Source organism: Parvibaculum sp. (genome assembly GCF_039680535.1).
In the GTDB taxonomy this organism is placed as follows: Bacteria; Pseudomonadota; Alphaproteobacteria; order Parvibaculales; family Parvibaculaceae; genus Parvibaculum.
Window position 1 is genome coordinate 22,993 of the sequence record NZ_JBDKSS010000014.1, and the last position, 21,876, is coordinate 44,868.

A 21,876-nucleotide genomic window follows, 5' to 3' on the forward strand; every position below is an offset into this window, starting at 1 on the left:
AGATCAGCCCTTCTGCTTCGGCAGAGCGCCGATCGCGGCGCTGAAGCCGTCGAGCTTCACCGGCACCTTGATGTCGCCCTTGCCGGCATGCTTGAAGGCGACTTCCATCTCCTTCGCGCTCTTCAGCGCCTTCAGGTTCTCAGCCGTGATCGGCATTTCCGCCTGGCAGCCGAGCGGCACGCAGAAGATGTACTGGCCGCCAAATTTGGCCTTGCCGCTGTTGTCGATATCGACGCCGAGGCCGGCGGGCAGGATCGTGCCGAGCGGCGTGATCGCGAACATGAACATGCTTCCATCGGTCTTCTTCGGGATGTAGCCGACGCCGACATAGAGCACGCGCTGCTTGCCATCCTCGCCGATACGCACGTCGACGAAAGCGTGGCATTCCTTCTGCTTCGCGTTCTTCGGATTGGTGTCGCAGCGCATCGCCCAGCTGCCGAATTTCTTGATTTCGGGCTTCGGGCCCGCGTCGGTCGCGGTGGCCGAGCCAACGTCTGCGGCCATGGCCGGCGCCAGCGGCGCAATCAGCGCCATCATGAGGGCGCCGAGCGCCACACGACGGAAAAACATGAGGTTCGTCCTTTCTGAGGCTATAAAATCAGCCCGTATAGTCCGGCTCGCAGTTCGAGTCGGAGCGGGATTATAGATAACCGGCATGACTCCGGTAGTCCGAACTCTTTCCTGATCGGGCCATTAAATGCTGGTAATCTGAAAGTCTGCGAAACACTCGCAAGTGCTTACGGAATAGGCAGTCAGCAAGGGAAGAGCGCGAGTTGAGACGCAGGGGGGCGGCGATAGCGGCGGTGATCCTGGGGGTTTTATGGCCGCTTGCCCCCCATGCGGAGCCCAGCTCTGCCATTGCGATGCATGGCGAGCCGGCCTATCCAGCCGGTTTCAAGGCATTCGGCTATGTAAACCCCGACGCTCCCAAGGGTGGAACGATACGTTTCGGGGCGGTCGGCAGCTTCGACAGCCTCAACCCTTTCATCGTGCGCGGAACACCCGCAGTCGGCCTTCGCGAGTTTGTTTTCGAGAGCCTGATGGCGCGGGGCTATGACGAAGCCTTTTCGCTTTACGGGCTTCTCGCGGAGAGCATCGAGACAGCCCCCGACCGGAATTGGGTCGGCTTCCGCTTGCGCAAGGAAGCCCGCTTTTCCGACGGCGCGCCGGTCACGGTCGATGACGTGATCTTTTCGCTGGAGACGCTGCGCGACAAGGGCCGCCCGAACTACAAGAGCTATTACGGCAAGGTGGAGCGCATCGAGCGGCCTGACGAGCGAAGCGTGAGGTTCCATTTCAGGCGCGATCCCGGCGAGGCGAGTGCGGATCGCGAGATGCCGCTCATCCTCGGCCTCATGCCGATCCTGCCGAAACATGTCTACGAAAAACGAGCCTTCGACCAGTCGAGTCTCGATTCCGCGGTGGGGAGCGGCCCCTATCTTGTTGAAGAGATCAAGCCGGGCAGCCGCATCTCCTATCGTCTGAACACGGATTATTGGGGCTCTAAGCTCGCGGTCAATCGAGGCCGCAACAATATCGATCAAGTCGTCTACGACTATTATCGCGACAGCAACGCCTCGTTCGAGGCATTCAAGGCCGGACTCTACGATGCCCGACCGGAGGACGATCCGGGCCGATGGGCGACCGAATATGATTTTCCGGCCGTACGGCAAGGGCACGTGCGCAAGCTCGCCTTTGAAACGGCGATGCCTTCGGGAATGAAGGCGATGGTCTTCAATATCCGCCGCCCGGTCTTTGCCGATCGGCGGGTGCGCGTCGCCCTCACCTACCTCTTCGATTTCGAGTGGGCGAACAAATCGCTCTACCATGGTGTCTACAAGCGGACGCAGAGCTACTTCGACAATTCGGAACTATCGTCGTTCCATCGCGCGGCGGGCATAAGCGAGCGCGCGCTGCTCGCGCCTTTTCCCGATGCGGTGACGCCCGAGATCATGAGCCGCGGCTATGAAGCGCCGGTGGGTGATGGTAACGGCCTCAACCGGGCCAATCGCGTGAAGGCGCTCTCGCTGCTGCGCGACGCCGGTTACACCATCTCGGCGGGACAGGTGGTCAACGCAAAGACGCATGCGCCGCTCCGCTTCGAAATCCTGGTGGCGACGCCTTCGGACGAACGCCTCGCCCTCGTCTATGCCAATATGGCGCGACGATCCGGCGTTGATGTTCGTGTACGGAATGTCGACTCGAGTCAGTATCAAGGCCGGCTCGACGCCTATGATTACGACATGATCTTTTTCGAATGGACGAGCTCGCTGTCGCCCGGCAACGAGCAGAGTTTCCGTTGGGGATCGGAGGCGGCGGACGCCAAGGGGAGCTATAATTTCATCGGCGTGAAGGACAAGGCCGTCGATGCCATGATCTCGGCACTGCTGGCGGCGAAGACGAAGGATGATTTCATCAGCGCCGTCCGGGCATTAGACCGCGTTCTTCTTTCCGGAAATTACGTGATCCCGCTCTTCTATTCCCCGACGCAATGGGTGGCGCTGTGGGACCGCGTGAAGGCGCCCGCGCGCACCTCCATCTACGGTTATCGCAGCGATACCTGGTGGATCGACGAGAAGCGCTGAAACCTAGCGCGGGTCCTTGGCGAAGATCGCTTCGAGGCTCGTCATGTTCATGCCGTGCTTGAAGTAATTGTACGGCGTGACGTTGACGGCCTTGATGATGGCGCGCTGGATCTCGGTGCCCACCGATCCATCCGCGTTGGGGACCATGTCGAAGTCGATGACATTGATGCAGGCCGGATCCTGCTCGAAGGCTTTGACGGCCTTGAGGCCGCTTCCCTGCGCGCCGAGCGCCGCCCAGCCGAGGATCAGCCGGTTGATGCCTTCATGCGCGGCGATGAGCGCCGTATGCCAGCCCGGCTCTGCCAGCAGGCGGCGGATGGCGCCGATGGCGCGCCGTTCGGCATCCACGAAGACCTCGCCATGTTCGAGCATGGTCGCGCCCGGCTCGCCGGCCAGCTCGAAATAATAGGCCATCTTCGCCGCAAGCTCGGCGCGGCTTTTGATTTCACCGAAGCGGCCGTTATGGATTTCGATGAGTTCCGGCTCGACCTCGAGTTCAGGCACCGGATGGTCGGTCTGCGCGGCGAGCACGCGCTCGGCGGTTTGCCGCGTACGCGGAACGCCCGAGCAGAGAGCGCGATCGAAGCGGACATGAGCGAGCGCGTGTCCTCCGGCATCGGCCTGGTGCTGGCCGAGCGGCGTCAGGGGGACGACCTTGGTGTCGCCCCCCGCTGCCTGTATCTCGCGGCCGAAATAGTCGACATGGCCGTGGCGCATCAGATAGATGCGCCTTCGGCCTGTCGTGCCGGGAAGTGCGGTCAAATCGCTTCCACCTTCTTCAGTGCGTCGACCTCACCATCGGCGAAGCCCCAGTCCTTGAGCACTTCCAGCGTGTGCGCGCCGTTGATGGCAGGCGCACCCTGGATCTTCGACACCGTGCGCGAGAAGCGCGGCGCGATGTTCGGCTGCGCCACGCCGTCGACCTCGACGATGGTCTCACGCGCCTTGTTGTGCGGGTGATCCTTGGCTTCGGTCAGCGACAGCACGGGCGCAAAGCAGATGTCGGTGCCTTCCATGATGGCGCACCACTCGTCGCGTGTCTTCGTCTTGAAGACGGCTTCGATCTCCGTCTTCATCTCGGGCCACTTGGTGCGGTCCATCTGCTGGTCCCAGATCGCGTCGGTCAGGCCCGCCTTCTCGCGCAGGAGAGCATAGAACTGCGGTTCGATCGAACCGATCGAGATCCACTTGCCGTCCTTCGTCTCATAGGTGTCGTAGAAGTGCGCGCCGCCGTCGAGCATGTTGGTGCCGTGCGGCTCGTGCCAGATGCCCGCGGCCTGGAAGCCGAAGAACATCGCCATCAGCGAGGTTGCGCCATCCGTCATGGCGGCATCGACGACCTGACCCTTGCCGGACTTGTTCGCTTCGACCAGCGCCGCGAGCATGCCCATGGCGAGGAAGAGCGCGCCGCCGCCGAAATCGCCGACGAGGTTCAGCGGCGGAACCGGCTTCTCCCCCGGACGGCCGATCGAATGCAGCGCGCCGGTGAGCGAGATGTAGTTGATGTCATGGCCGGCGGCGAGCGCCATCGGGCCGGTCTGGCCCCAGCCGGTCATGCGGCCATAGACGAGCTTCGGATTGCGCTTCAGGCAGACGTCCGGCCCGAGGCCGAGACGCTCCATGACGCCGGGGCGGAAGCCCTCCTGAAGAATGTCCGCCTTCTCGATGAGCTTCAGCGCCGTTTCGACGGCTTCCGGCTTCTTGAGGTCGAGCGCGATGGAGCGCTTTCCGCGGCTGGAGATTTCGAACTTGGAGCCGCCGCGCGCGCCCTTGCGGTCGATGCGGATGACGTCCGCGCCCATATCGGCGAGGAGCATGCCGCAATAGGGCCCTGGCCCGATGCCTGCGAATTCAACGACTTTGACGCCTGACAGCGGACCGCTACCCATTCTCTGGCTCCCTTGATTTGCCTGTTGTTGGCGACTCTTTTAGCGGCTGGCGGGCAGCGCGTAAATGTCGCCAGATATGACGTAGGGGCTTCCTTGACGCCTCGCGCTTGCCTCGCGGGGGCGCTGCTCGTACAAAGCATTCATGTCGCTTCCAGCCTCCGAAATCGCTCGCGGCTTCACCGGCGAGCCCTGCCCCGCGCGCTTCAATCTCGCGCGTTATTGCCTCGCGCGCGGCGCCGCCGAAACGCCCGGTAAGACCGCGCTCATTGTCGTCTCGGATGCGAACGCACCCATCGAAGACGCCGAGCATTGGAGCTATGGGCAGCTTGACGAAGCGGTACGCCGGATTGCGGCGGGACTCTTTGCCGAAGGCTTCCGCCCCGGCGACCGGCTGATGATCCGGATGCCGAATACGAGCGACTATGCCCTGCTCTTTTTCGGCGCCATTGCTGCGGGTCTCGTGCCGTTGCCCTCTTCCTCGATGCTCACCGAGGCGGAGGCCGATTTCCTGCTTCAGGACTCGCATGCAGCGGCGGTGGCTGTCTCGGGCGATATGCCGATCCATTCGGGTAAGGCGAGCGTCATCGACGACGCCATGCTGACGCGGCTGAAGGCGCATCCGCCGCTCGGCGACTATGCGGACACGGAAGCGAACGATCCGGCCTTCCTCGTCTATACCTCCGGCACGAGCGGGCGGCCCAAAGGTGTGCTCCATGCGCAGCGCAGCGCCTGGGGGCGGCGGCCGATGTATCAGGGCTGGTATGGCATCGGGGCCTCCGACATCGTGCTTCATGCGGGCGCCTTCAACTGGACCTATACGCTCGGTGTCGGGCTTCAGGACCCATGGGCGAACGGCGCGACGACGGTTCTCTATATCGGCCCGAAAGATGTGCATGTCTGGCCGAAGCTTCTGGAGCGGACGCGTGCGACGCTCTTTGCCGCCGTGCCGACGCTCTATCGGCAGATACTCAAATATTGCGATCTCGCGAGCCACGATCTCTCCGCTTTGCGTCATGGGCTCACCGCGGGCGAAGCGCTCTCACCTGCCCTGCTTCGCCATTGGCGCGAGGAGACGGGCAAGAACCTCTATGAAGCGCTCGGCATGAGCGAATGCTCGACCTATATCTCGACAGGCCCCTCGATGGAGATACGCGCGGGCAGCCCCGGCAAGCCGCAGCCGGGACGCTGCATCGCGGTGCTTCCCGTCGAGGGTGGTAACGATCCGTTGCCCACGGGCGAAACGGGCATGCTCGCCGTCCATCGCAGCGATCCGGGGCTGATGCTCGGCTACTGGCAGAGGCCGGGAGACGAAAGCGAAGTCTATCGCGGCGAATGGTTCATCGGCGGCGATCTCGCCTCCTTCGATGATGATGGCTATCTCTGGTATCACGGCCGCGCCGACGACGTGATGAACGCCATGGGCTATCGCGTTTCACCGGCGGAGGTCGAGGCGGCGCTATCGGATCATCCGGGCATCGCGGAAGTTGCGGTGACGGAAATGCATGTGCGCGACGACGTCACCGTCATCGCCGCATTCGTCGTACCGAAAGATGGGAAGCAGCCGGACAAGGCGTCGATCTTCGCTCATGCCGAGGAGAAGCTTGCCGCCTACAAGCGTCCGCGCGAAATCGTCTTCGTCGAAAGCCTGCCGCGCACAGCCAATGGCAAGGTCATGCGCCGGACGCTTGCCGCCCGATAGGCGGCCTTCAGGCGATCACCGATAGGTATCCACTTCTAGTGACGCCGGGCCGCGCTGCGTGTCGGGGCCGATTGCGGGCGCGGGCGTGCGCTGTTGCGCCGTGTACGAATGAACCGTCTTGTAGGCCTGATCCGCAGCCGCGCTCATTTCCTGAACCTGCTCGAGCTTGCTCCAGAGTGCGGCGACGGCCGAACTCGGCGTGGAGCCCACGGCCCACACGCAGGTCAGAAACCCGGCAATTGCTCCGACCAGGAAATTCGTCATTTCACTCGCACTCCAGCCAAATGGCCTTTGGTGTCGCTACTTTGCGTAGCAAGTAGAGAAATGACAAGTCCGGAGCATTACTTAAAAGTCTACAATGTCCCATAACAAGACAACTTGCAGCTTTATTCACGAAGGGGCAGCAAAACCTTCGTCTACTGTTCAGAGCGACTGGCCATCATCGGCAGTAAAAAGCGAACCTGTGATGAAGCGTGAATGATCGGAGGCAAGCAGGAGTAGCGTGCCATCGAGATCGGACTCCACGCCCAGACGGCGTCGCGGCCATGTCTTGATCTGCCTCTGACCGCCTTCGCTCTGGAACCAGTCCGAGTTCAGCTCGGTCTCGATGAAGCCGGGGCACATGGCATTCACGTTGATGTTCTTGCGCGCCCATTCCTTGGCGAGCGACTTCGTCATCATGGCGACGGCGGCCTTTGTCATGCAGTAGATCGTCAGTCCCGGCAGCTGCGTGAACGCGCCGATGGAGGCGATGTTGATGATCCGTCCGCCAGCGCCCCGCGCCATCATGCTGAGACCGACGGCCTGCGCCATGAAGAAGGCACCGCGCACATTGGTGTCGAACATGGTGTCGAAACCTTCAGGCGTAACTTCCGCCGGCAGGGCCTGCACGTTCATGCCGGCATTGTTGACGAGAATGTCCACCGGGCCGAGATCGCGCTCAGTCGTCTCGACGCATTGCTTGATGCTCGCGGGATCAGTGACGTCGAGCGCCACGGCAAGCGCGCGGCCACCCAGCGCCTCGATTTCCGCCTTGAGCGTCTGCAACCGATCCACGCGGCGGCCAGTGATCGCGACGGCGGCACCTGCCTTGGCCAGCACAAGTGCGAAGCGCCGGCCCAGGCCGCTGGTCGCGCCGGTCACAATGGCGGTCTTGCCGGTGAGGTCGAAGGACGGGAGGGAAATGTCGTCGCTCATGGTGCGTTTCCGTGGATCGAATGCAGCGGTTCCTGGTTGGGGCGCATCCTAGGGGCTCGCCGCGCCGGGTCAAGCCGCCCTCGCCGCTTGCCTCGGCCGAGGCGTGGCGCATAATCGGCAAAACGAAATTGCGGAGGATGGGTCCATGGAACTCGATGTCGTTTCCGATACGGTCTGCCCCTGGTGCTATATCGGCAAGAAGCGGCTCGACGAGGCGCTTGCGATCCGCGGCTCCGAGGGGATTACGCTGCGTTGGCGCCCCTTCCAGCTCGACGCCTCGATTCCCGATGGCGGCGTCGACCGCAAGGCCTATATGCAGAAGAAGTTCGGCTCCGATCCGGAGCGCGCCCGCTCGATCGGCAACACCATCCGTGAATATGGCGAAGCGCTCGGCATAGCCTTCAACTTCGACAAAATCGAAAAATTGCCCAACACGCTCGACAGCCACCGCCTGATCCGTTGGGCGGGCACGGCGGGATGCCAGAACGAGATGGTCGACGTGCTTTTCCGCCGCTATTTCACCGACGCCGAGGACATCGGCAATCGTGACGTGCTGCTCGATGCCGTCGCAGAAGTCGGCATGGACGCGGACATCGTGGGCGATCTTCTGGCGCGCGGCGCAGACCGCGAGCTTGTGATACGCGAAGAGGCGATGGCGCGCGAGATGGGTATTCAGGGCGTGCCGAGCTTCGTCATCAACTCGAAATGGGTGATGGTCGGCGCACAGGAAACCCCTGCTCTCCTCCGCATGTTCGACAAGTTGCTGGCGCAGGAGGCGGAAGGCGCGGCGGAGTAATCACGCGCCGGCGCGTATTGTCTTGTGCAATGGCGTCGCCTGCCACATGCGCCAGCCAAGCGCCGCCATCAGGATCGTGCCGTAGATCAGCGGCCATGTGATGTCGGCCTTCACCAGCAAGTAGTAGTGGATGACGCCGAAGCTCGCGGCGACATAGACGGCGCGGTGAAGCTGTCGCCAGCGCTTCGGCCCCAGCCGCGCGACCATCTTCTTGGTCGAGGTGATTGCCAGCGGCAGGAGCAGCAGGAACGCCATCATGCCGAAGGTGATATAGGGCCTTTTCAGAATGTCCTTCACGATGGCATGAAGATCGAAGCCCTGATCCACGGCAAGATAAAGCGACAGGTGGACGCAGACATAGAAGAAGGCGTAGAGCCCGATCATCCGGCGAAAGCGCACCGGTAGCGGGTTCTTCAGAATGCGCGTGAGCGGCGTCAGCAGCAGCCCGACGACAAGCAGTTTGATCGCCCAGTCACCCGTCGTGCGGATCAGCGTCTCGACGGGGTCGGCGCCGAGGTCGCGCGTGAAGAGACGTCGCAACAGATCGGCGGCGGGCAGCATGCAGCCGATGAAGATTGCGAGCCAGAGAATGCGGCGATTTCGTTCTGTCACGATCAAAAGAATGTCCTGAAGTCCATGCCCCGGTAAAGACTTGCCACCTGATCGCCATAGCCATTGAACATGAGCGTCGGTCGCCGGAAGAAATCGCCGATACGACGCTCTTTCGCCTGTGACCAGCGCGGGTGATCAACCTCCGGATTGACGTTGGAATAGAAGCCGAACTCGCTCGGGTTGGCAGTGTTCCATGCGGTGGCGGGCTGGCGTTCCAGAAAGCGTATGCGGACGATCGACTTCGCGCCCTTGAATCCATATTTCCACGGCACGACAAGGCGCAGCGGCGCACCATTCTGGTTCTCCAGCGTTTCGCCATAGAGCCCGACGGCGAGCGTCGTCAGGGGATGCATGGCCTCGTCCATGCGCAACCCCTCGCGGTAGGGCCAGTCGACATAGGGAAACAGAAGGCCCGGCATGGTTCTGCTGTCGGCGAGGCTCGTGAACTCGACGAACTTCGCCTTCGATGTCGGCTCGACGCGGTTGATGAGCGCGGAAAGCGAAAACCCGTTCCACGGCACCACCATGGACCAGGCTTCAACACAACGATGGCGATAGATGCGCTCCTCGACGGGCGCGAGCTTCAGTATGTCTTCGATTCCGAGCGTCATGGGCTTTGCCACCTCGCCCGAAATCTCGACAGTCCAGGGCCGCGTCTTCATTGCGCCGGCGTAGGCCGCCGGATCGCTCTTGTCGGTGCCGAACTCGTAGAAATTGTTGTAGCCGGTTACGTCCTTGAGCGGCGTCAGCACTTCGCCCTTTGTCGAGAGCGGACTCTCAACAAACTTCAACGCGGTTGCATTGGCTTTATCATGCGGAAATGCGATGCCGAGGCCCACGGCTGCGGCGCCCGTCATGAAACGGCGCCTGTCGAGCCATAGCGATTTCGGCGTGATCTCCGAAGAGGCGATGTCGGACTTCTTTCCGATCAGCATGCGCGATGCTCCTTTGCGTGGAGTATCGCAGAGGCTGGTCCATCACGACAAATCGCGTTTGCGTGAGCGCCGCGCGAGCGATCAGGCGGCCTTTGCAGGCACCATACCGGCCAACGTCTTCATCAGACGATAGGTGCCGCCAAGGCGCTCGGCAGGCGTCTCCCAATCGCGCTTGAAGAAGAGTTTATGGTCTGGCCTGAGCTTCGCGTTGCCGCGCTCGTCATTGATGAGTTCGACCAGCGCGCCCGGATTCGGGAAGGTGTTGCCGCGCAGCGATATGACAACGCCCTTCGGCCCCGCCTCGATCCGCTCGACATTGGCGACGCGGCAAAGGCCCTTGATTTCGACGATCTTGAGCAGGAATTCGACTTCCTCAGGCAGCTTGCCGAAGCGGTCGATGAGCTCCGCTGCAAAGCCGTCGATCTCCGCCCGCGTCTCGACATCGGAGAGACGGCGATAAAGCGCCATGCGCGCGTCGAGGTCGGGCACATAGTTCTCCGGGATGAGGACCGCGGTGCCGACATTGATCTGCGGCGACCACTGGCCCTCTTCGTCTTCGGCGGAGCCGCCGCCGCGAAGCGCGGCGACCGCCTCCTCCAGCATCTCCTGATAGAGCTCGTAGCCGACTTCCTTGATGTGGCCGGACTGTTCGTCGCCCAACAGGTTTCCCGCGCCGCGAATATCGAGATCGTGGCTCGCGAGCGTGAAGCCTGCGCCGAGCGAGTCCAGCGACTGGAGGACGCGCAGCCGCTTTTCGGCTGCAGGCGTCATGGTGCGGTTCGGCGCGACAGTGAGATAGGCATAGGCGCGCGCTTTGGAGCGGCCGACGCGACCGCGGATCTGGTAAAGCTGCGCGAGGCCGAACATGTCGGCGCGGTGGACGACGAGCGTGTTCGCGGTCGGAATGTCGAGGCCGGATTCGACGATGGTGGTCGAGACAAGCACGTCATACTTGCCGTCATAGAAGGCGTTCATCTTGTCTTCGATTTCGCCCGCCGCCATCTGGCCATGCGCGGTGATGGTCTTCACCTCCGGCACGTAATTGGCGAGATATTCTTGCGCATCGGCGAGATCGGTGATGCGCGGCACGACATAGAAGCTCTGGCCGCCGCGATAATGTTCGCGCAGCAGCGCCTCGCGAATGACGACCGGGTCGAAGGGTGAGACATAGGTGCGAACCGCGAGGCGGTCCACCGGCGGCGTCGCGATGATCGAGAGTTCGCGCACACCCGACAGCGCAAGCTGCAGCGTGCGCGGGATCGGCGTCGCGGTGAGCGTCAGCACATGCACTTCGGCGCGCATCTGCTTCAGCCGCTCTTTGTGTCCGACGCCGAAATGCTGCTCCTCGTCGACGATCATCATGCCCAGATTCCTGAACTTGATCGTCTTGCCGAGCAGTGCATGAGTGCCGACGACGATGTCGATATCGCCGCTGGCGAGACCGGCCTTCGTTTCGGACATGTCCTTCGTGGACACGAGGCGCGACATCTGGCGGATCTTGAGCGGCAGGCCCTGGAAGCGCGTGGAGAACGTCTTGTAGTGCTGGCGCGCGAGCAGCGTCGTCGGCACGACGACGGCGACCTGATAGCCCGCCATGGCGGCCACAAAGGCCGTGCGCAGCGCCACTTCGGTCTTGCCGAAGCCGACATCGCCGCAGACCAGCCGATCCATCGGGCGACCCCGCCCGAGGTCTTCGAGAACGGACTCGATCGCCTGTTCCTGATCTTCCGTTTCCTGGAACGGGAAGCGGGCGCAGAACTCGTCGTAAAGGCCCGGCTGCGGCTCCATGACGGGCGCTGTCTTGAGTTCACGCGCGGCGGCGATCTTGATGAGCTCGCCCGCCATCTCGCGGATGCGGCTCTTGAGCTTCGCCTTGCGCGCCTGCCAGCCGGTGCCGCCGAGCCTGTCGAGCTGCGCGCTTGCCTCGTCGGAGCCATAGCGGGAAAGCAGTTCGATATTTTCGACCGGCAGATAGAGCTTGTCGCCGCCATGATAGATCAGCAGCAGGCAGTCATGCGGCGCGCCGTTGACCTCGATCGTCTGAAGGCCCTCGAAGCGGCCGATGCCGTGATCGACATGGACGACGAGATCGCCCGGCGAGAGGCTCGACGCCTCGCGCAGGAAGTTCTCCGCCCGCTTCTTGCGGCGCTGGCGGATCAGGCGGTCGCCCAGCACGTCCTGTTCGCTGATGAGCGCGAGGTCGGCGGTCTCGAAACCGGCTTCGAGACCGAGAACAATTAGTGAAACTGTCGCCTTGTTAACAGCGTTTACATCGGCCCAGCTTTCCGCAAGCTCAATATGCTTGGCGCCGTGGTCCTTGAGAACATGGGAGAGGCGGTCGCGCGCGCCCTCGCTCCAGCTTGCGATGGCAATGCGCTTGCCCGCCTTGCGGAGCCCGGCGATGTGCCCGCCAAGGACCTCGAAGATATTGACGCCGTCCTGTGCGCGCTCGGGCGCGAAGCTGCGCCCCTGCTTGCCGCCGAGATTGACGACATTGCGCTCGCTGTCCGGTGCGGAAAAGGCCGTGAACGCGCGAACCGCACGCTGGCCGTCCAGAACCGCCTGCCAGTCATCCTCCGTCAGGTAGAGCGCGTCCGGCTTCAGCGGCTTGTAGATGCTCGCCTCGATCGTCTTGACCTCGCGGGCGGCGACGCGGGCTTCATAGTAATCGCGGATGAGTTCGAGGCGGCCCGCCTTCGACTCTTCGGCGAGCCCGTCCAATGCCACCAGCGCGTCGGGCAGATAGTCGAAGAGCGTGACGAGCTTGTCATGGAAGAGCGGGAGCCAATGCTCCATGCCCTGATGCTTGCGGCCTTCGCTCACGGCCTCATAGAGCGGATCGCGGTCCGTGGCCGGACCGAATGTCGCGACATAGGCGGCGCGGAAATGACGGATGACCTCGGCGTCAAGATGGATCTCGTTCGCGGGCACGAGATCGAGCCCGCGCAGCGTCGCCGTGGTGCGCTGGCTCTCGGGATCGAAACTTCTCACCGAGTCCAGCGTGTCGCCGAACATGTCGAGACGGATCGGCGCGTCGAAGCCCGGCGGGAAAATATCGACAATGCCGCCACGCACCGCGAACTCGCCGCGCTCGCGCACGGTGCCCGTGCGGTCATAGCCGTTGGCGGCGAGATAGGCGGTGAGCGCCTCGAGGTCGATGCGGTTGCCGACATGAGCGGACCATGCGGAGCGGCGCACCATGTCGGGCTCCGGCACGCGCTGGAGCGCGGCATTGACCGTCGTCAGCAGGATGAAAGGCTTGCCGTCGGCCTTGCGGTTGGCAAGGCGCGACAGCGCAGCCATGCGGCGGCTGGAGATTTCGGGTGCGGGCGAAACGCGGTCGTAAGGCAGGCAGTCCCATGCGGGGAAGCTGAGGATCTCGACATCGGGCGCGAAGAAGCCGAGAGCTTCCTCCGTCGATGCGAGACGCGCGTCGTCCCGCGCGATATGGATCACGCCCGTTGCGTCGCCTTCGGCGCGCGCGCGCGCAAGATCGGCCAGCACGAGGGCGTCGAAGCCCTCGGGCGCCTCGCCGAGTGTCAGCCGGCCCGGAGCGGCCGCAATCCTGGTCAAGTCTCGCAAGTGGGTACCGCTCAGCCGTTCTGCTGCCAAAGGGCCGCCTTCAGATGTTGGGCGCTGCGGATGCGGGCGAAGACGGGCGTCTCATACTCCGCGGGCAATTTCTCGTGTCCGGAGATCCAGTTGTAGAGGGTGATGTCCTGAATCTCGATCAGGCGCTCGTAATCGTCCAGATCGGAAGGCGCCAGGCCATCGAGTTCCTCATCGGCGAAATGGCCGAGGATGAGGTCCATCTCCTTGATACCCCGGTGCCAGGAGCGGAATTTGAGCCGCCGCAGGCGAATTTCATGATCGGTCGGAGGGTTTTCGGCCATTTCGATGCTTCCTGTTTGGGGAGGGATATAGACCCGCGAGGGGCCTCCTGTCAGCCCCGCTGCGATATTTCCCGCCCGCGACCGATTGGCGATAGACTGCGCCCATGACCGACTCTCTCCGGAGCCTTGCTCCCCTCCATGCCGATTTTGCTTGCCGGGCCCGGTTTTGGCCCGAAATGTGGGCCTGAGCGCGGCCATGCGTCCGGAAGTCCTTTTTCCGCTATTCGCCCCTGCCCGAACCCTGCCGGGCATCGGCCCGCGCGTCGAAACGCTGGTCGCGAAGCTCGTGGGCACCAAGCCCGGCGAGAGCAAGGTCGTCGATCTTTGCTGGCACCTCCCGACCGGTCTCGTCGATCGCCGCTACCGGCCGAAGATCGCCGAGGCGCGGGACGGCGAGATCGCGACCATGGAGGTTCAGGTCGGGCTCCATGTGCCGCCGCGGCTGAAGCGGCTCCCCTATCGTGTGCATGTGCATGACGAGACGGGCGAGATGCAGATCATTTTCTTCAACGTGCATGGCGACTATCTGGCGAAAGCCCTGCCCGAGGGCGCGACGCGCGTCGTCAGCGGCAAGGTGGAGTTCTATCAGGGCCAGCCGCAGATGACGCATCCGGACCATATCGTGGCGCCGGAAGAGCTGTCCTCGCTGCCGCTGCTCGAACCGCTCTATCCGCTCACGGCGGGCGTCACCATGAAGCCGCTGCAAAAGGCGATCCGTGCGGCGCTGGAGCGCGTGCCGGAACTGCCCGAATGGCAGGACGGGCCATGGCTGAAGGCACGGGGATTCGCTCCTTGGCGAGCCTCGCTCATCGCCGCGCATCACCCGCAATCGGCGGCAGACCTCGAACCGGACGCGCCCGCGCGGGCGCGGCTTGCCTTCGACGAATTGCTGGCGAACCAGTTGGCGCTAGGCGTCGTGCGGCTCCGCATGCGGCGGCTGCCGGGGCGCGTCGTGAAAGGCGACGGACATTTGCGGAAGAAGGTTCTCGCCGCCCTTCCCTTCGCGCTCACAAGCGCACAGACGCAGGCACTGGCCGAGATCGAAGGCGACATGGGTTCCGACAGGCGCATGTTGCGGCTCCTTCAGGGCGATGTCGGCAGCGGCAAGACAGTGGTGGCGCTGCTGGCGATGCTCAACGCGGTGGAGGCCGGGTTCCAGGCAGCGATGATGGCGCCGACCGAAATCCTCGCCCGCCAGCACCATGCCTCGCTCGTGCCGCTCTGCGAGGCAGCGGGCGTGCGTCTTGAACTGCTGAGCGGACGGGAGAAAGGCGCGAGGCGCGCCGCCATTCTGCAGGCGCTGGCAACGGGCGAGATCGACATTCTCGTCGGCACGCATGCGCTCTTTCAGGAAGACGTCGCCTTCAGAGCACTGGCGCTGGCGGTGGTCGACGAGCAGCACCGCTTCGGGGTGCATCAGCGTTTGCAGCTTCAGTCGAAAGGCGGCTCGGCGACCGACATCCTCGTCATGACGGCGACGCCGATCCCGCGCACACTGACGCTGACGGCCTATGGCGACATGGATGTGTCGCGGCTCAACGAGAAGCCGCCGGGACGCAAGCCCGTCGATACACGCGCCCTTCCGCTCGAAAGGCTCGACGGCGTCGTCGATGGTCTGCATCGCGCGCTTGGCTCGGGCGCGCAGGTCTATTGGGTCTGCCCGCTGGTCGAGGAGTCGGAAGAACTCGACGTCACGGCGGCGGAAGAACGATACGGGCATTTGCACGAGGTCTTCGGCGAACGCGTCGGCCTTGTGCATGGCCGCATGAAGGCCGCCGAGAAGGATGCCGCCATGGCCCGCTTTCAGGCCGGTGAAACGCGCATCCTCGTCGCGACCACCGTGATTGAAGTCGGCGTCAATGTGCCGTCGGCCACCGTCATGGTGATCGAGCATGCGGAGCGCTTCGGCCTCGCGCAGTTGCACCAGTTGCGCGGCCGCGTCGGGCGCGGCGCCGACAAGTCGAGCTGTCTCCTACTTTACCAGACGCCACTTGGCGAGACCGCGGCGGCGCGGATCAAGATCATGCGCGAGACGGAAGACGGCTTCCGCATCGCGGAGGAAGATCTCCGGCTGCGCGGCGCGGGCGAACTTCTCGGCACGCGCCAGAGCGGGCTGCCGACATTTCGCCTTGCCGATGTCGAGCGGCAGGGCGAACTTCTCGCCGCCGCCTATGACGACGCGCGGCTCATTCTCGAACGCGACCCGGAGCTTGAAAGCGAGCGCGGCAAGGCGCTTCGCGTGCTGCTCTATCTCTTCGGACGCGACGAGGCGATCAGATATTTAAGGTCGGGATAGTCGGCTTCTGCTTGGCCTTGCCGCCCTTCGACGGTTCGACGATGCCGAAGGAGACGATCATCTTGAGCCCGTCCTCGACGGTCATGTCGAGCACCCTCACCTCCTCGCGCGGCAGGTAGAGGAAGAAGCCGCCGGTCGGGTTCGGCGTCGTCGGCACAAAGACGCCGATCATCTCGCGACCTTCGAGGCCCGGCAGATCGCTGCGTGGCCCGGAGGTGATGAAGGCAAGCGTATAACTTCCGAGGCGCGGATATTCGACCAGAGCCACCTCGCGGAACGAGGTGTTGGACTGGGAAAGCACCGTCTCGAAAATCTGCTTGAGCGCACTGTAGATGCTGCGCACCACCGGCATGCGCTCGACGACGCGCTCCGTCAGGGTAAGGAGAGCCTGTCCGAAGAAATTGGCCGCAAGCGCGCCGAGCACGGTCAGCAGCACCAGCGCAATGATGAGGCCGAGGCCGGGAATATTGAACGGGAGAAGCTGGTCCGGCTGGTATTGCTCGGGCAGCAACGGCACGAACCAGGTGTCCACCAGATCGATGAACCAGCTGGTGATATAGACCGTGAGCCCTATGGGCGCGGCGACGATGATGCCGGTGAAGAAGTAGGTTCTGAGCCGCGCCATGATTCCGTGTTTACGCGGCGGCAACAGCAAGGATGGCTCGCCTTCGGTAGAGCCGGATTCCGGCTGCGGGTTCTGTGGCTCGGTCATTTTTTCCTGTTCGCTGAACCTTGACGTTGCGTCCCCTTGGACGACGCCTGGCGCCTCATGCGGCAAGGCCTCGCCGGGTCAGGATTCCTTTTCCTATCATGCTTGGTTCGTGGCAGGATTCATAACAACAATTTACTAATCGAGGCGGGCCGGCTGACGCGCCCGCCCGGAAGAAACTCCAGGGAGAATGACCATGGCGAAGCCTCCGGCAGGTTTCAAAATCCGCCTCGCGCCCGAGGATGAGTACACGCATCAGCCAGATGCGGCCACGAACTATAACGAGAGCATGTATTTCAACATGTTCGATCCGGAACGGAAGACGGGTGGCTGGTTCCGCATCGGCAACCGGCCGAACGAAGGCTACGCGGAAGTGTCCGTCTGCCTCTACCTGCCGGATGGGCGCGTCGGCTTCATGTATGCCAAGCCGAAGATTTCCGACAACAAGGAGATGAACGCGGGCGGCTTCCGCGTGCAGGTTCTCGAGCCCTTCAAGCGGCTGCGCGTCACCTATGACGGCAAGATCTGCCTGCTGAAGGAGCCGAACGACATGGCCGAGCCCGGCAAGGCCTTCAAGAACAATCCCATTCTGCCCTGCAAGGTTGAGCTGGATTACGAAGGCGTGTCGCCCATGTTCGGCGGCGAGACGGTGAAGGAAGACGGATCGGCGCTCGACATCGACCCCGAGAAATCCTTCGCCAAGGCGCATTACGAGCAGCATGTCGCGGCGAAGGGCAGCTTCGTCATCGGCGACGAGCGATTCGAGGTTTCGGGCTTCGGCCTGCGCGACAAGAGCTGGGGCCCTCGCTACTGGCAGGCCATCCACTGGTATCGCTGGTGTCCGATGAATTTCGGCCGCGACTTCGGCATGATGCTGTCGATCGTCGCCGGTGAGAAAGGCGAGCCGCGCCAGGGCGGCATGGTGCTGAAAGACGGTAAATACGATCTCATCACCGAAGTGTCGATCGACAGCGACTGGGACGAAAACTGGTATCAGACGGGCTTCCGCTCGCATATCAAGACCGAGTCCGGCGCGGCCTATGACGTCGAGGCGAAAGTGCTGTCGCTCATTCCTCTGCGCAATCGCCGTCAGGATGCACAGGGCAACGAACTCGTCACGCGCATCACCGAGGGCATGACCGAATATCGCTGCAACGGCCAGGTCGGCTACGGACTGTCGGAATATCTCGACCAGATCGTGGACGGCAAACCCGTGAGCGTCGGGGGCTGACATGAGCGCTGAGACAAATCCATTCGCCGAGGCTCTGGCCGGCGCGGTTCGCCGATCCATTCCCGGCGCCACCGGCATTGCCGGCCTGAAGCGGCTTTCCGGCGGCGCGAGCCAGGAGACATGGGCCTTCGACGCGACCACGAATGCCGCGCCGATCCCGCTCATCCTGCGCCGCGCTCCGGGCGGCGCCCGCGTCACTGAAGGGCGCGGCTCCACTGCCGCCGGCCTCGAAACAGAAGCGAAACTCATTCAGCTGGCCGACGCGGCTGGCGTCGCCGTGCCTCCGGTGCGGCTGGTGCTGAGCGAGGAAGATGGCGTCGGCCACGGCTTCGTCATGGATCGCATCGAGGGCGAAACCATCGCGCGAAAGATCCTGCGCGACGCGGAGTTTGCCGAAGCGCGTCCGAAGCTCGCGCGCCAATGCGGCGAGATGCTGGCGCGCCTGCACAAGATTGACAAGGCGACCCTGCCGCCGCTGCGCGTGTCGCCGGCCAGCGAGGAAATCGAGCAGTATTTCAAGACCTACAAGCTGCACGGCCACCCTCACCCGGTCTTCGAGCTGGCCTTTCGCTGGCTCAGGGACAATGCGCCGGCCGATGCCACGGCAATGACGCTGGTGCATGGCGATTTCCGGCACGGCAATCTGATGATCGGGCCTGAAGGCGTGCGCGCCGTTCTCGACTGGGAACTCGCCCATATTGGCGACCCGATGGAGGATCTCGGCTGGATCTGCGTCAACTCATGGCGTTTCGGCAATATCGACAATCCCGTCGGCGGCTTCGGCAAGCGCGAAGACTTGTTCGCGGGTTACGAAGCTGCGGGCGGCGGCAAGGTCGATCCCGAACGTGTGAAATTCTGGGAAGTGCTCGGCACGCTCAAATGGGGCGTTATGTGCACGACCATGGTGATGGCTTTCAAGGCGGGCGACCGTTCCGTCGAACGCGCGACCATCGGTCGGCGTTCGTCGGAGACCGAAGTCGATCTGTTGCGGCTTCTCGCGCCGCGAAAGAAGGGATGAAGAGATGCAGGACCAGCCCACAGCCATTGAGCTTGTCGACATCGTTGCGGAGTTCATCCGCAAGCACGCCATGCCGCAGCTTCAGGGGCATGCGGCCTTTCACGCCCGCGTCGCTGCCAATGCGCTCGACATCGTGAAACGTGAACTGGAGATCGCGCCCAAGGCTAACGCCGAGGAGCATGGGCGGTTGCAGCTTCTGCTGGAGCGCGATGGTTCGCTCGACGAACTCAACCGCGAGCTATGCGCGGAAATCGAGCGCGGCGAGATCGGCCTCGAGTCCGAGGAACTTGTCGATCATCTCTGGAAGATCACGCTGACGAAGCTCGCCATCGATCAGCCGAACTACTCCGGCTATGTGCGGGCAATTGAGGAAGGCGCAGAGGCCTGATGGCCTCTCGCCTCACTGCGCGGCGAGCTTGAGCTTTTCTGCGTAGCGCGTGAGCTGCGCGCGATAGGCGGATTGCGTCTCGTCCTCGGTGAGCGCCTTCAGGTCGAGCGCTTCGTCCGCCCCGCCTTCGAGCAGCGTCGCCGCGATCTTTCCGTTTGCGACTTCCGAATAATGCGTGCCGTCATAGGTCATGGCCGGGTCGACGGTCATGGCGGACGGCACACTGTAGTCGGTGAAGCGGTCGAAGACCTTTGCCGCGTCATGCAGAGCATTCGTATAGCTCGCGAGCCAGCCCATCTTCTCATATTCCGCGATAGCCCATGCCGATAGCGGTGAGGCGTAGCCGACAAACTTCGCATCCGGAAAAACGGACTTCAGCTTTTCATACGTGGCAATCGGCGCCCTGTTGTCGAAGGGGCCGGTGTGAAGATCGCGGATCGGAATGCGCGGATCGTAGTGACGCGACACAAAGGCGGCGCGACAGCGGAAATCGGCATCGTAGACGCGGTCGAGGGGCGATTTGCCGAAGAGCGTCCGCCGCGACATCACGAGAACGTCGAGCGACATATAGGCAAGGAACGGACTTTCGGGCGCGGCCTTTTCCTTGATGAAGTCGGGCACGTTGCGGGCGGGCGGAATGGAGCGAAAATCGCCCGCGCTCAGGCCGACGATGACGAGCTTCGGCGCGAATCCCCGCGCCTTCAGCCATTCGGCATAGTCCACGAATTCGAGCGGCGCGCCGGACGAGAAGGCGAAGTTGAAGCAACGGTGTCCGGCGATCTTGTGTTCCGGCAGAAGCGTGACGCGGCTGTCTCCGAAGATCACACAATCGTAATCCCCTTCACGGCCCGCGATGAGGTTCGGCTTCGACAAGCGCTCGTTGAATGCAAAATTGACCGGCGTGACCTTGTTGCCGCCGAAATACCAGAGCGGATCGACCAGCGCGTTGAAAGCGAAGGCGAGCGCGCAGCAAAGTGCCAGCGTGCCGAACAGCGTGAGCAGATAGGATGAAGCGGTCGCGGACATTTTCATTTTTGATCAGAACTGGAAATAGAGAAATTCACTGACACGCTGGAGACTGAGAAAGGCGGCTGCGGCGCCGATGCCGACCACTGCCGCATAAGGGGCCGCGGGCCGCCAGAAGATCGCGCTGCGCCAGCGAGCACTGCCGTCGAGAGGCACGAGCAGAGGGTCCTTGCGGCGGTCGGCGCGCGAATAGTTGAAGGCGGGCCGCACCATCGCCATCCATTGCTGCGTGTTCGGCCAGAACCAGACGACGGACATCCAGAAGGTGCCCCAGAGGAGATCGACGCCGAGATCATGGGCGGAGATCGCGGGCGTCACGGCGACAAGGCCCTTATAGATCGCGAGTGCCGCGTCGATGCTCGGCGCGCGGAAAAAGACCCATGCGAGCGCGACCGCGAGGAACGTGATCGTTCGTGCGATCCCGCGTGACCACCACTTGTTGATCGGCCTCGTCCAGATTGCGCGCCAGCCATGATTGAGGATCAGCATGGCGCCGTGCATCGCGCCCCAGACGACAAAGGTCCAGGCCGCGCCGTGCCAGAGCCCGCCGATCGCCATGGTGAGGAAGAGGTTGAGATAGCGCCGCGCGCGACCACGCCGGTTTCCGCCGAGCGCGATGTAGAGATAGTCACGCAGGAAGCGCGAGAGGGTCATGTGCCAGCGGCGCCAGAAATCGACGATGCTCGTCGCCTGATAAGGCGAGTGGAAATTGAGCGGCAGCTTGATGCCGAAGACGCGCGACGCGCCGATGGCCATGTCGGAATAGCCGGAGAAATCGAAATAGAGCTGGAACGTATAGGCGAGCATTCCCTCCCATGCGCGCAGGAAGGTGATGTCATGCCCCGCTCCGGCATCCGCGAAGACCGAGCTTGCCAGCGGCGCGAGATTGTCCGCGAACACGACCTTCTTGAAGAGGCCGATGAAGAAGATCGTAAGGCCGATGGCGACATTCATTCGGTCGAAGGCGAAGCCGCGCGCGCTCTTCGTCTGGGTGAATATCTCGTGGTGATGGACGATCGGCCCGGCGATGAGCTGAGGGAAGAACATCACGAAGAAGCAATATTCGAGAAAACTGTGTTTCTCGACCTGTCCGCGCCCGGCATCGACCAGATAGGCGATCTTCTGGAACGTGAAGAAGGAAATCGCGAGCGGCAGGACGATGTGCTGGAGCGGGATGTCGCTGCCCGCCACGTCGTTCGCGGTGCGGATCAGGAAATCGGTATATTTGAAATAGGCCAGCGCCGAGAGATCGACCGTGACGCCGAAGGCAACAAGCGCCGTCGCCCAGCCCCGTCCAGGCTTCAAACGTTCGATCAGGATGAAGCGCGCCAGCACGAAGTTGAAAACCGCGAGCCCGATCAGCAGCGGCAGATAGATCGGGTTCCACCAGCCATAAAAAAAGAGCGAGGCGAGAACCAGAAAGCCGAGCGCCGCTTCCCGGCCCATCCAGGCGCGGATGAGGAAGCAAAGGATCGCTGTGGCTGGAAAGAAACCGAACAGGAAGATCGGAGCGTTGAAGAGCATGAAGACTTCTCTGGTCGCCGGAGGTCGCCGCAAATGAAAAGGGCCGGAATTTCTTCCAGCCCTTCCCTTCTAGCACAT

The 21,876-nt window shown here is 63.0% G+C and carries 19 protein-coding genes; 7 read left to right on the forward strand and 12 right to left on the reverse strand.

Annotation, left to right across the window (positions count from 1 at the left end):
* Positions 1 to 3: 3 nt before the first annotated feature.
* Positions 4 to 570, reverse strand: a complete 567-nt coding sequence (locus ABFC66_RS10705) for an invasion associated locus B family protein (protein WP_346740953.1) — start codon at positions 568 to 570, stop codon at positions 4 to 6.
* Positions 571 to 773: 203 nt separating this feature from the next.
* Here ABFC66_RS10705 and ABFC66_RS10710 point away from each other — a divergent pair, with 203 nt between their 5' ends.
* Entirely contained in the window at positions 774 to 2,585 is a 1,812-nt protein-coding gene (locus ABFC66_RS10710) for an extracellular solute-binding protein (RefSeq protein ID WP_346740954.1), read from the forward strand.
* Between the two features lie 3 nt (positions 2,586 to 2,588).
* Here the strand turns inward: ABFC66_RS10710 and ABFC66_RS10715 are convergent, their stop codons facing one another.
* Complete coding sequence (locus tag ABFC66_RS10715) at positions 2,589 to 3,347, reverse strand: histidine phosphatase family protein (RefSeq protein ID WP_346740955.1); 759 nt, start codon at positions 3,345 to 3,347, stop codon at positions 2,589 to 2,591.
* The gene (locus ABFC66_RS10720; protein WP_346740956.1) at positions 3,344 to 4,474 is read right to left on the reverse strand and encodes a CaiB/BaiF CoA-transferase family protein; all 1,131 of its coding nucleotides are present in this window, start codon (positions 4,472 to 4,474) and stop codon (positions 3,344 to 3,346) included. Before ABFC66_RS10720 ends, ABFC66_RS10715 begins: the two co-directional genes overlap by 4 nt.
* A 142-nt stretch (positions 4,475 to 4,616) precedes the next feature.
* On the opposite strand from ABFC66_RS10720, the gene ABFC66_RS10725 reads away from it, so the two are divergent.
* Complete coding sequence (locus ABFC66_RS10725) at positions 4,617 to 6,173, forward strand: acyl-CoA synthetase (protein WP_346740957.1); 1,557 nt, start codon at positions 4,617 to 4,619, stop codon at positions 6,171 to 6,173.
* Between the two features lie 15 nt (positions 6,174 to 6,188).
* On the opposite strand, the gene ABFC66_RS10730 is transcribed toward ABFC66_RS10725, so the two are convergent.
* The gene (locus tag ABFC66_RS10730) at positions 6,189 to 6,437 is read right to left on the reverse strand and encodes a hypothetical protein (RefSeq protein WP_346740958.1); all 249 of its coding nucleotides are present in this window, start codon (positions 6,435 to 6,437) and stop codon (positions 6,189 to 6,191) included.
* A 159-nt stretch (positions 6,438 to 6,596) separates the two neighbouring features.
* A complete protein-coding gene (locus tag ABFC66_RS10735) occupies positions 6,597 to 7,370 on the reverse strand; it encodes a glucose 1-dehydrogenase (RefSeq protein WP_346740959.1) in 774 nt (257 codons plus the stop codon).
* A gap of 145 nt (positions 7,371 to 7,515) precedes the next feature.
* Here ABFC66_RS10735 and ABFC66_RS10740 point away from each other — a divergent pair, with 145 nt between their 5' ends.
* Positions 7,516 to 8,166: a DsbA family oxidoreductase gene (locus ABFC66_RS10740; protein WP_346740960.1), complete on the forward strand. Its 651-nt coding sequence runs from the start codon at positions 7,516 to 7,518 to the stop codon at positions 8,164 to 8,166.
* Here the strand turns inward: ABFC66_RS10740 and ABFC66_RS10745 are convergent, their stop codons facing one another.
* The 4 genes from ABFC66_RS10745 to ABFC66_RS10760 form a co-directional block, all read right to left on the reverse strand.
* Positions 8,167 to 8,778 carry a protein-methionine-sulfoxide reductase heme-binding subunit MsrQ gene (locus ABFC66_RS10745; RefSeq protein ID WP_346740961.1) on the reverse strand — a complete coding sequence of 204 codons (612 nt, stop codon included), beginning with the start codon at positions 8,776 to 8,778 and terminating at the stop codon, positions 8,167 to 8,169. It abuts the gene before it with no gap.
* 2 nt (positions 8,779 to 8,780) lie between these two features.
* Positions 8,781 to 9,713, reverse strand: a complete 933-nt coding sequence (msrP, locus tag ABFC66_RS10750; RefSeq protein ID WP_346740962.1) for a protein-methionine-sulfoxide reductase catalytic subunit MsrP — start codon at positions 9,711 to 9,713, stop codon at positions 8,781 to 8,783.
* 81 nt (positions 9,714 to 9,794) lie between these two features.
* Positions 9,795 to 13,295, reverse strand: a complete 3,501-nt coding sequence (gene mfd, locus ABFC66_RS10755; protein ID WP_346740963.1) for a transcription-repair coupling factor — start codon at positions 13,293 to 13,295, stop codon at positions 9,795 to 9,797.
* Between the two features lie 11 nt (positions 13,296 to 13,306).
* Complete coding sequence (locus tag ABFC66_RS10760) at positions 13,307 to 13,606, reverse strand: succinate dehydrogenase assembly factor 2 (protein WP_346740964.1); 300 nt, start codon at positions 13,604 to 13,606, stop codon at positions 13,307 to 13,309.
* A 196-nt stretch (positions 13,607 to 13,802) separates the two neighbouring features.
* Here ABFC66_RS10760 and recG point away from each other — a divergent pair, with 196 nt between their 5' ends.
* Positions 13,803 to 15,902 carry an ATP-dependent DNA helicase RecG gene (recG, locus tag ABFC66_RS10765; RefSeq protein ID WP_346740965.1) on the forward strand — a complete coding sequence of 700 codons (2,100 nt, stop codon included), beginning with the start codon at positions 13,803 to 13,805 and terminating at the stop codon, positions 15,900 to 15,902.
* Here recG and ABFC66_RS10770 read toward each other — a convergent pair.
* A complete protein-coding gene (locus tag ABFC66_RS10770) occupies positions 15,880 to 16,527 on the reverse strand; it encodes a DUF502 domain-containing protein (RefSeq protein ID WP_346740966.1) in 648 nt (215 codons plus the stop codon). The two genes, recG and ABFC66_RS10770, sit on opposite strands and share 23 nt — an antisense overlap.
* 280 nt (positions 16,528 to 16,807) lie before the next feature.
* Here ABFC66_RS10770 and ABFC66_RS10775 point away from each other — a divergent pair, with 280 nt between their 5' ends.
* Genes ABFC66_RS10775 through ABFC66_RS10785 form a run of 3 tightly spaced genes read left to right on the forward strand, consistent with a single transcriptional unit; the run spans position 16,808 to position 19,248 of the window.
* On the forward strand, positions 16,808 to 17,842 hold the full coding sequence (locus tag ABFC66_RS10775) for a hypothetical protein (protein WP_346740967.1): 1,035 nt from the start codon (positions 16,808 to 16,810) through the stop codon (positions 17,840 to 17,842).
* Position 17,843: 1 nt separating this feature from the next.
* Positions 17,844 to 18,860 (forward strand): phosphotransferase family protein, encoded by a 1,017-nt coding sequence (locus tag ABFC66_RS10780; RefSeq protein ID WP_346740968.1) that lies wholly within the window; start codon positions 17,844 to 17,846, stop codon positions 18,858 to 18,860.
* A gap of 4 nt (positions 18,861 to 18,864) precedes the next feature.
* Positions 18,865 to 19,248, forward strand: a complete 384-nt coding sequence (locus tag ABFC66_RS10785; RefSeq protein WP_346740969.1) for a DUF6285 domain-containing protein — start codon at positions 18,865 to 18,867, stop codon at positions 19,246 to 19,248.
* A gap of 12 nt (positions 19,249 to 19,260) precedes the next feature.
* Here ABFC66_RS10785 and ABFC66_RS10790 read toward each other — a convergent pair whose 3' ends face one another.
* Both ABFC66_RS10790 and ABFC66_RS10795 read right to left on the reverse strand, forming a co-directional pair.
* Entirely contained in the window at positions 19,261 to 20,274 is a 1,014-nt protein-coding gene (locus ABFC66_RS10790; protein ID WP_346740970.1) for a hypothetical protein, read from the reverse strand.
* 12 nt (positions 20,275 to 20,286) lie between these two features.
* Positions 20,287 to 21,798, reverse strand: coding sequence for an MBOAT family O-acyltransferase (locus ABFC66_RS10795; protein ID WP_346740971.1), 1,512 nt, complete (start codon positions 21,796 to 21,798; stop codon positions 20,287 to 20,289).
* Positions 21,799 to 21,876: the final 78 nt, after the last annotated feature.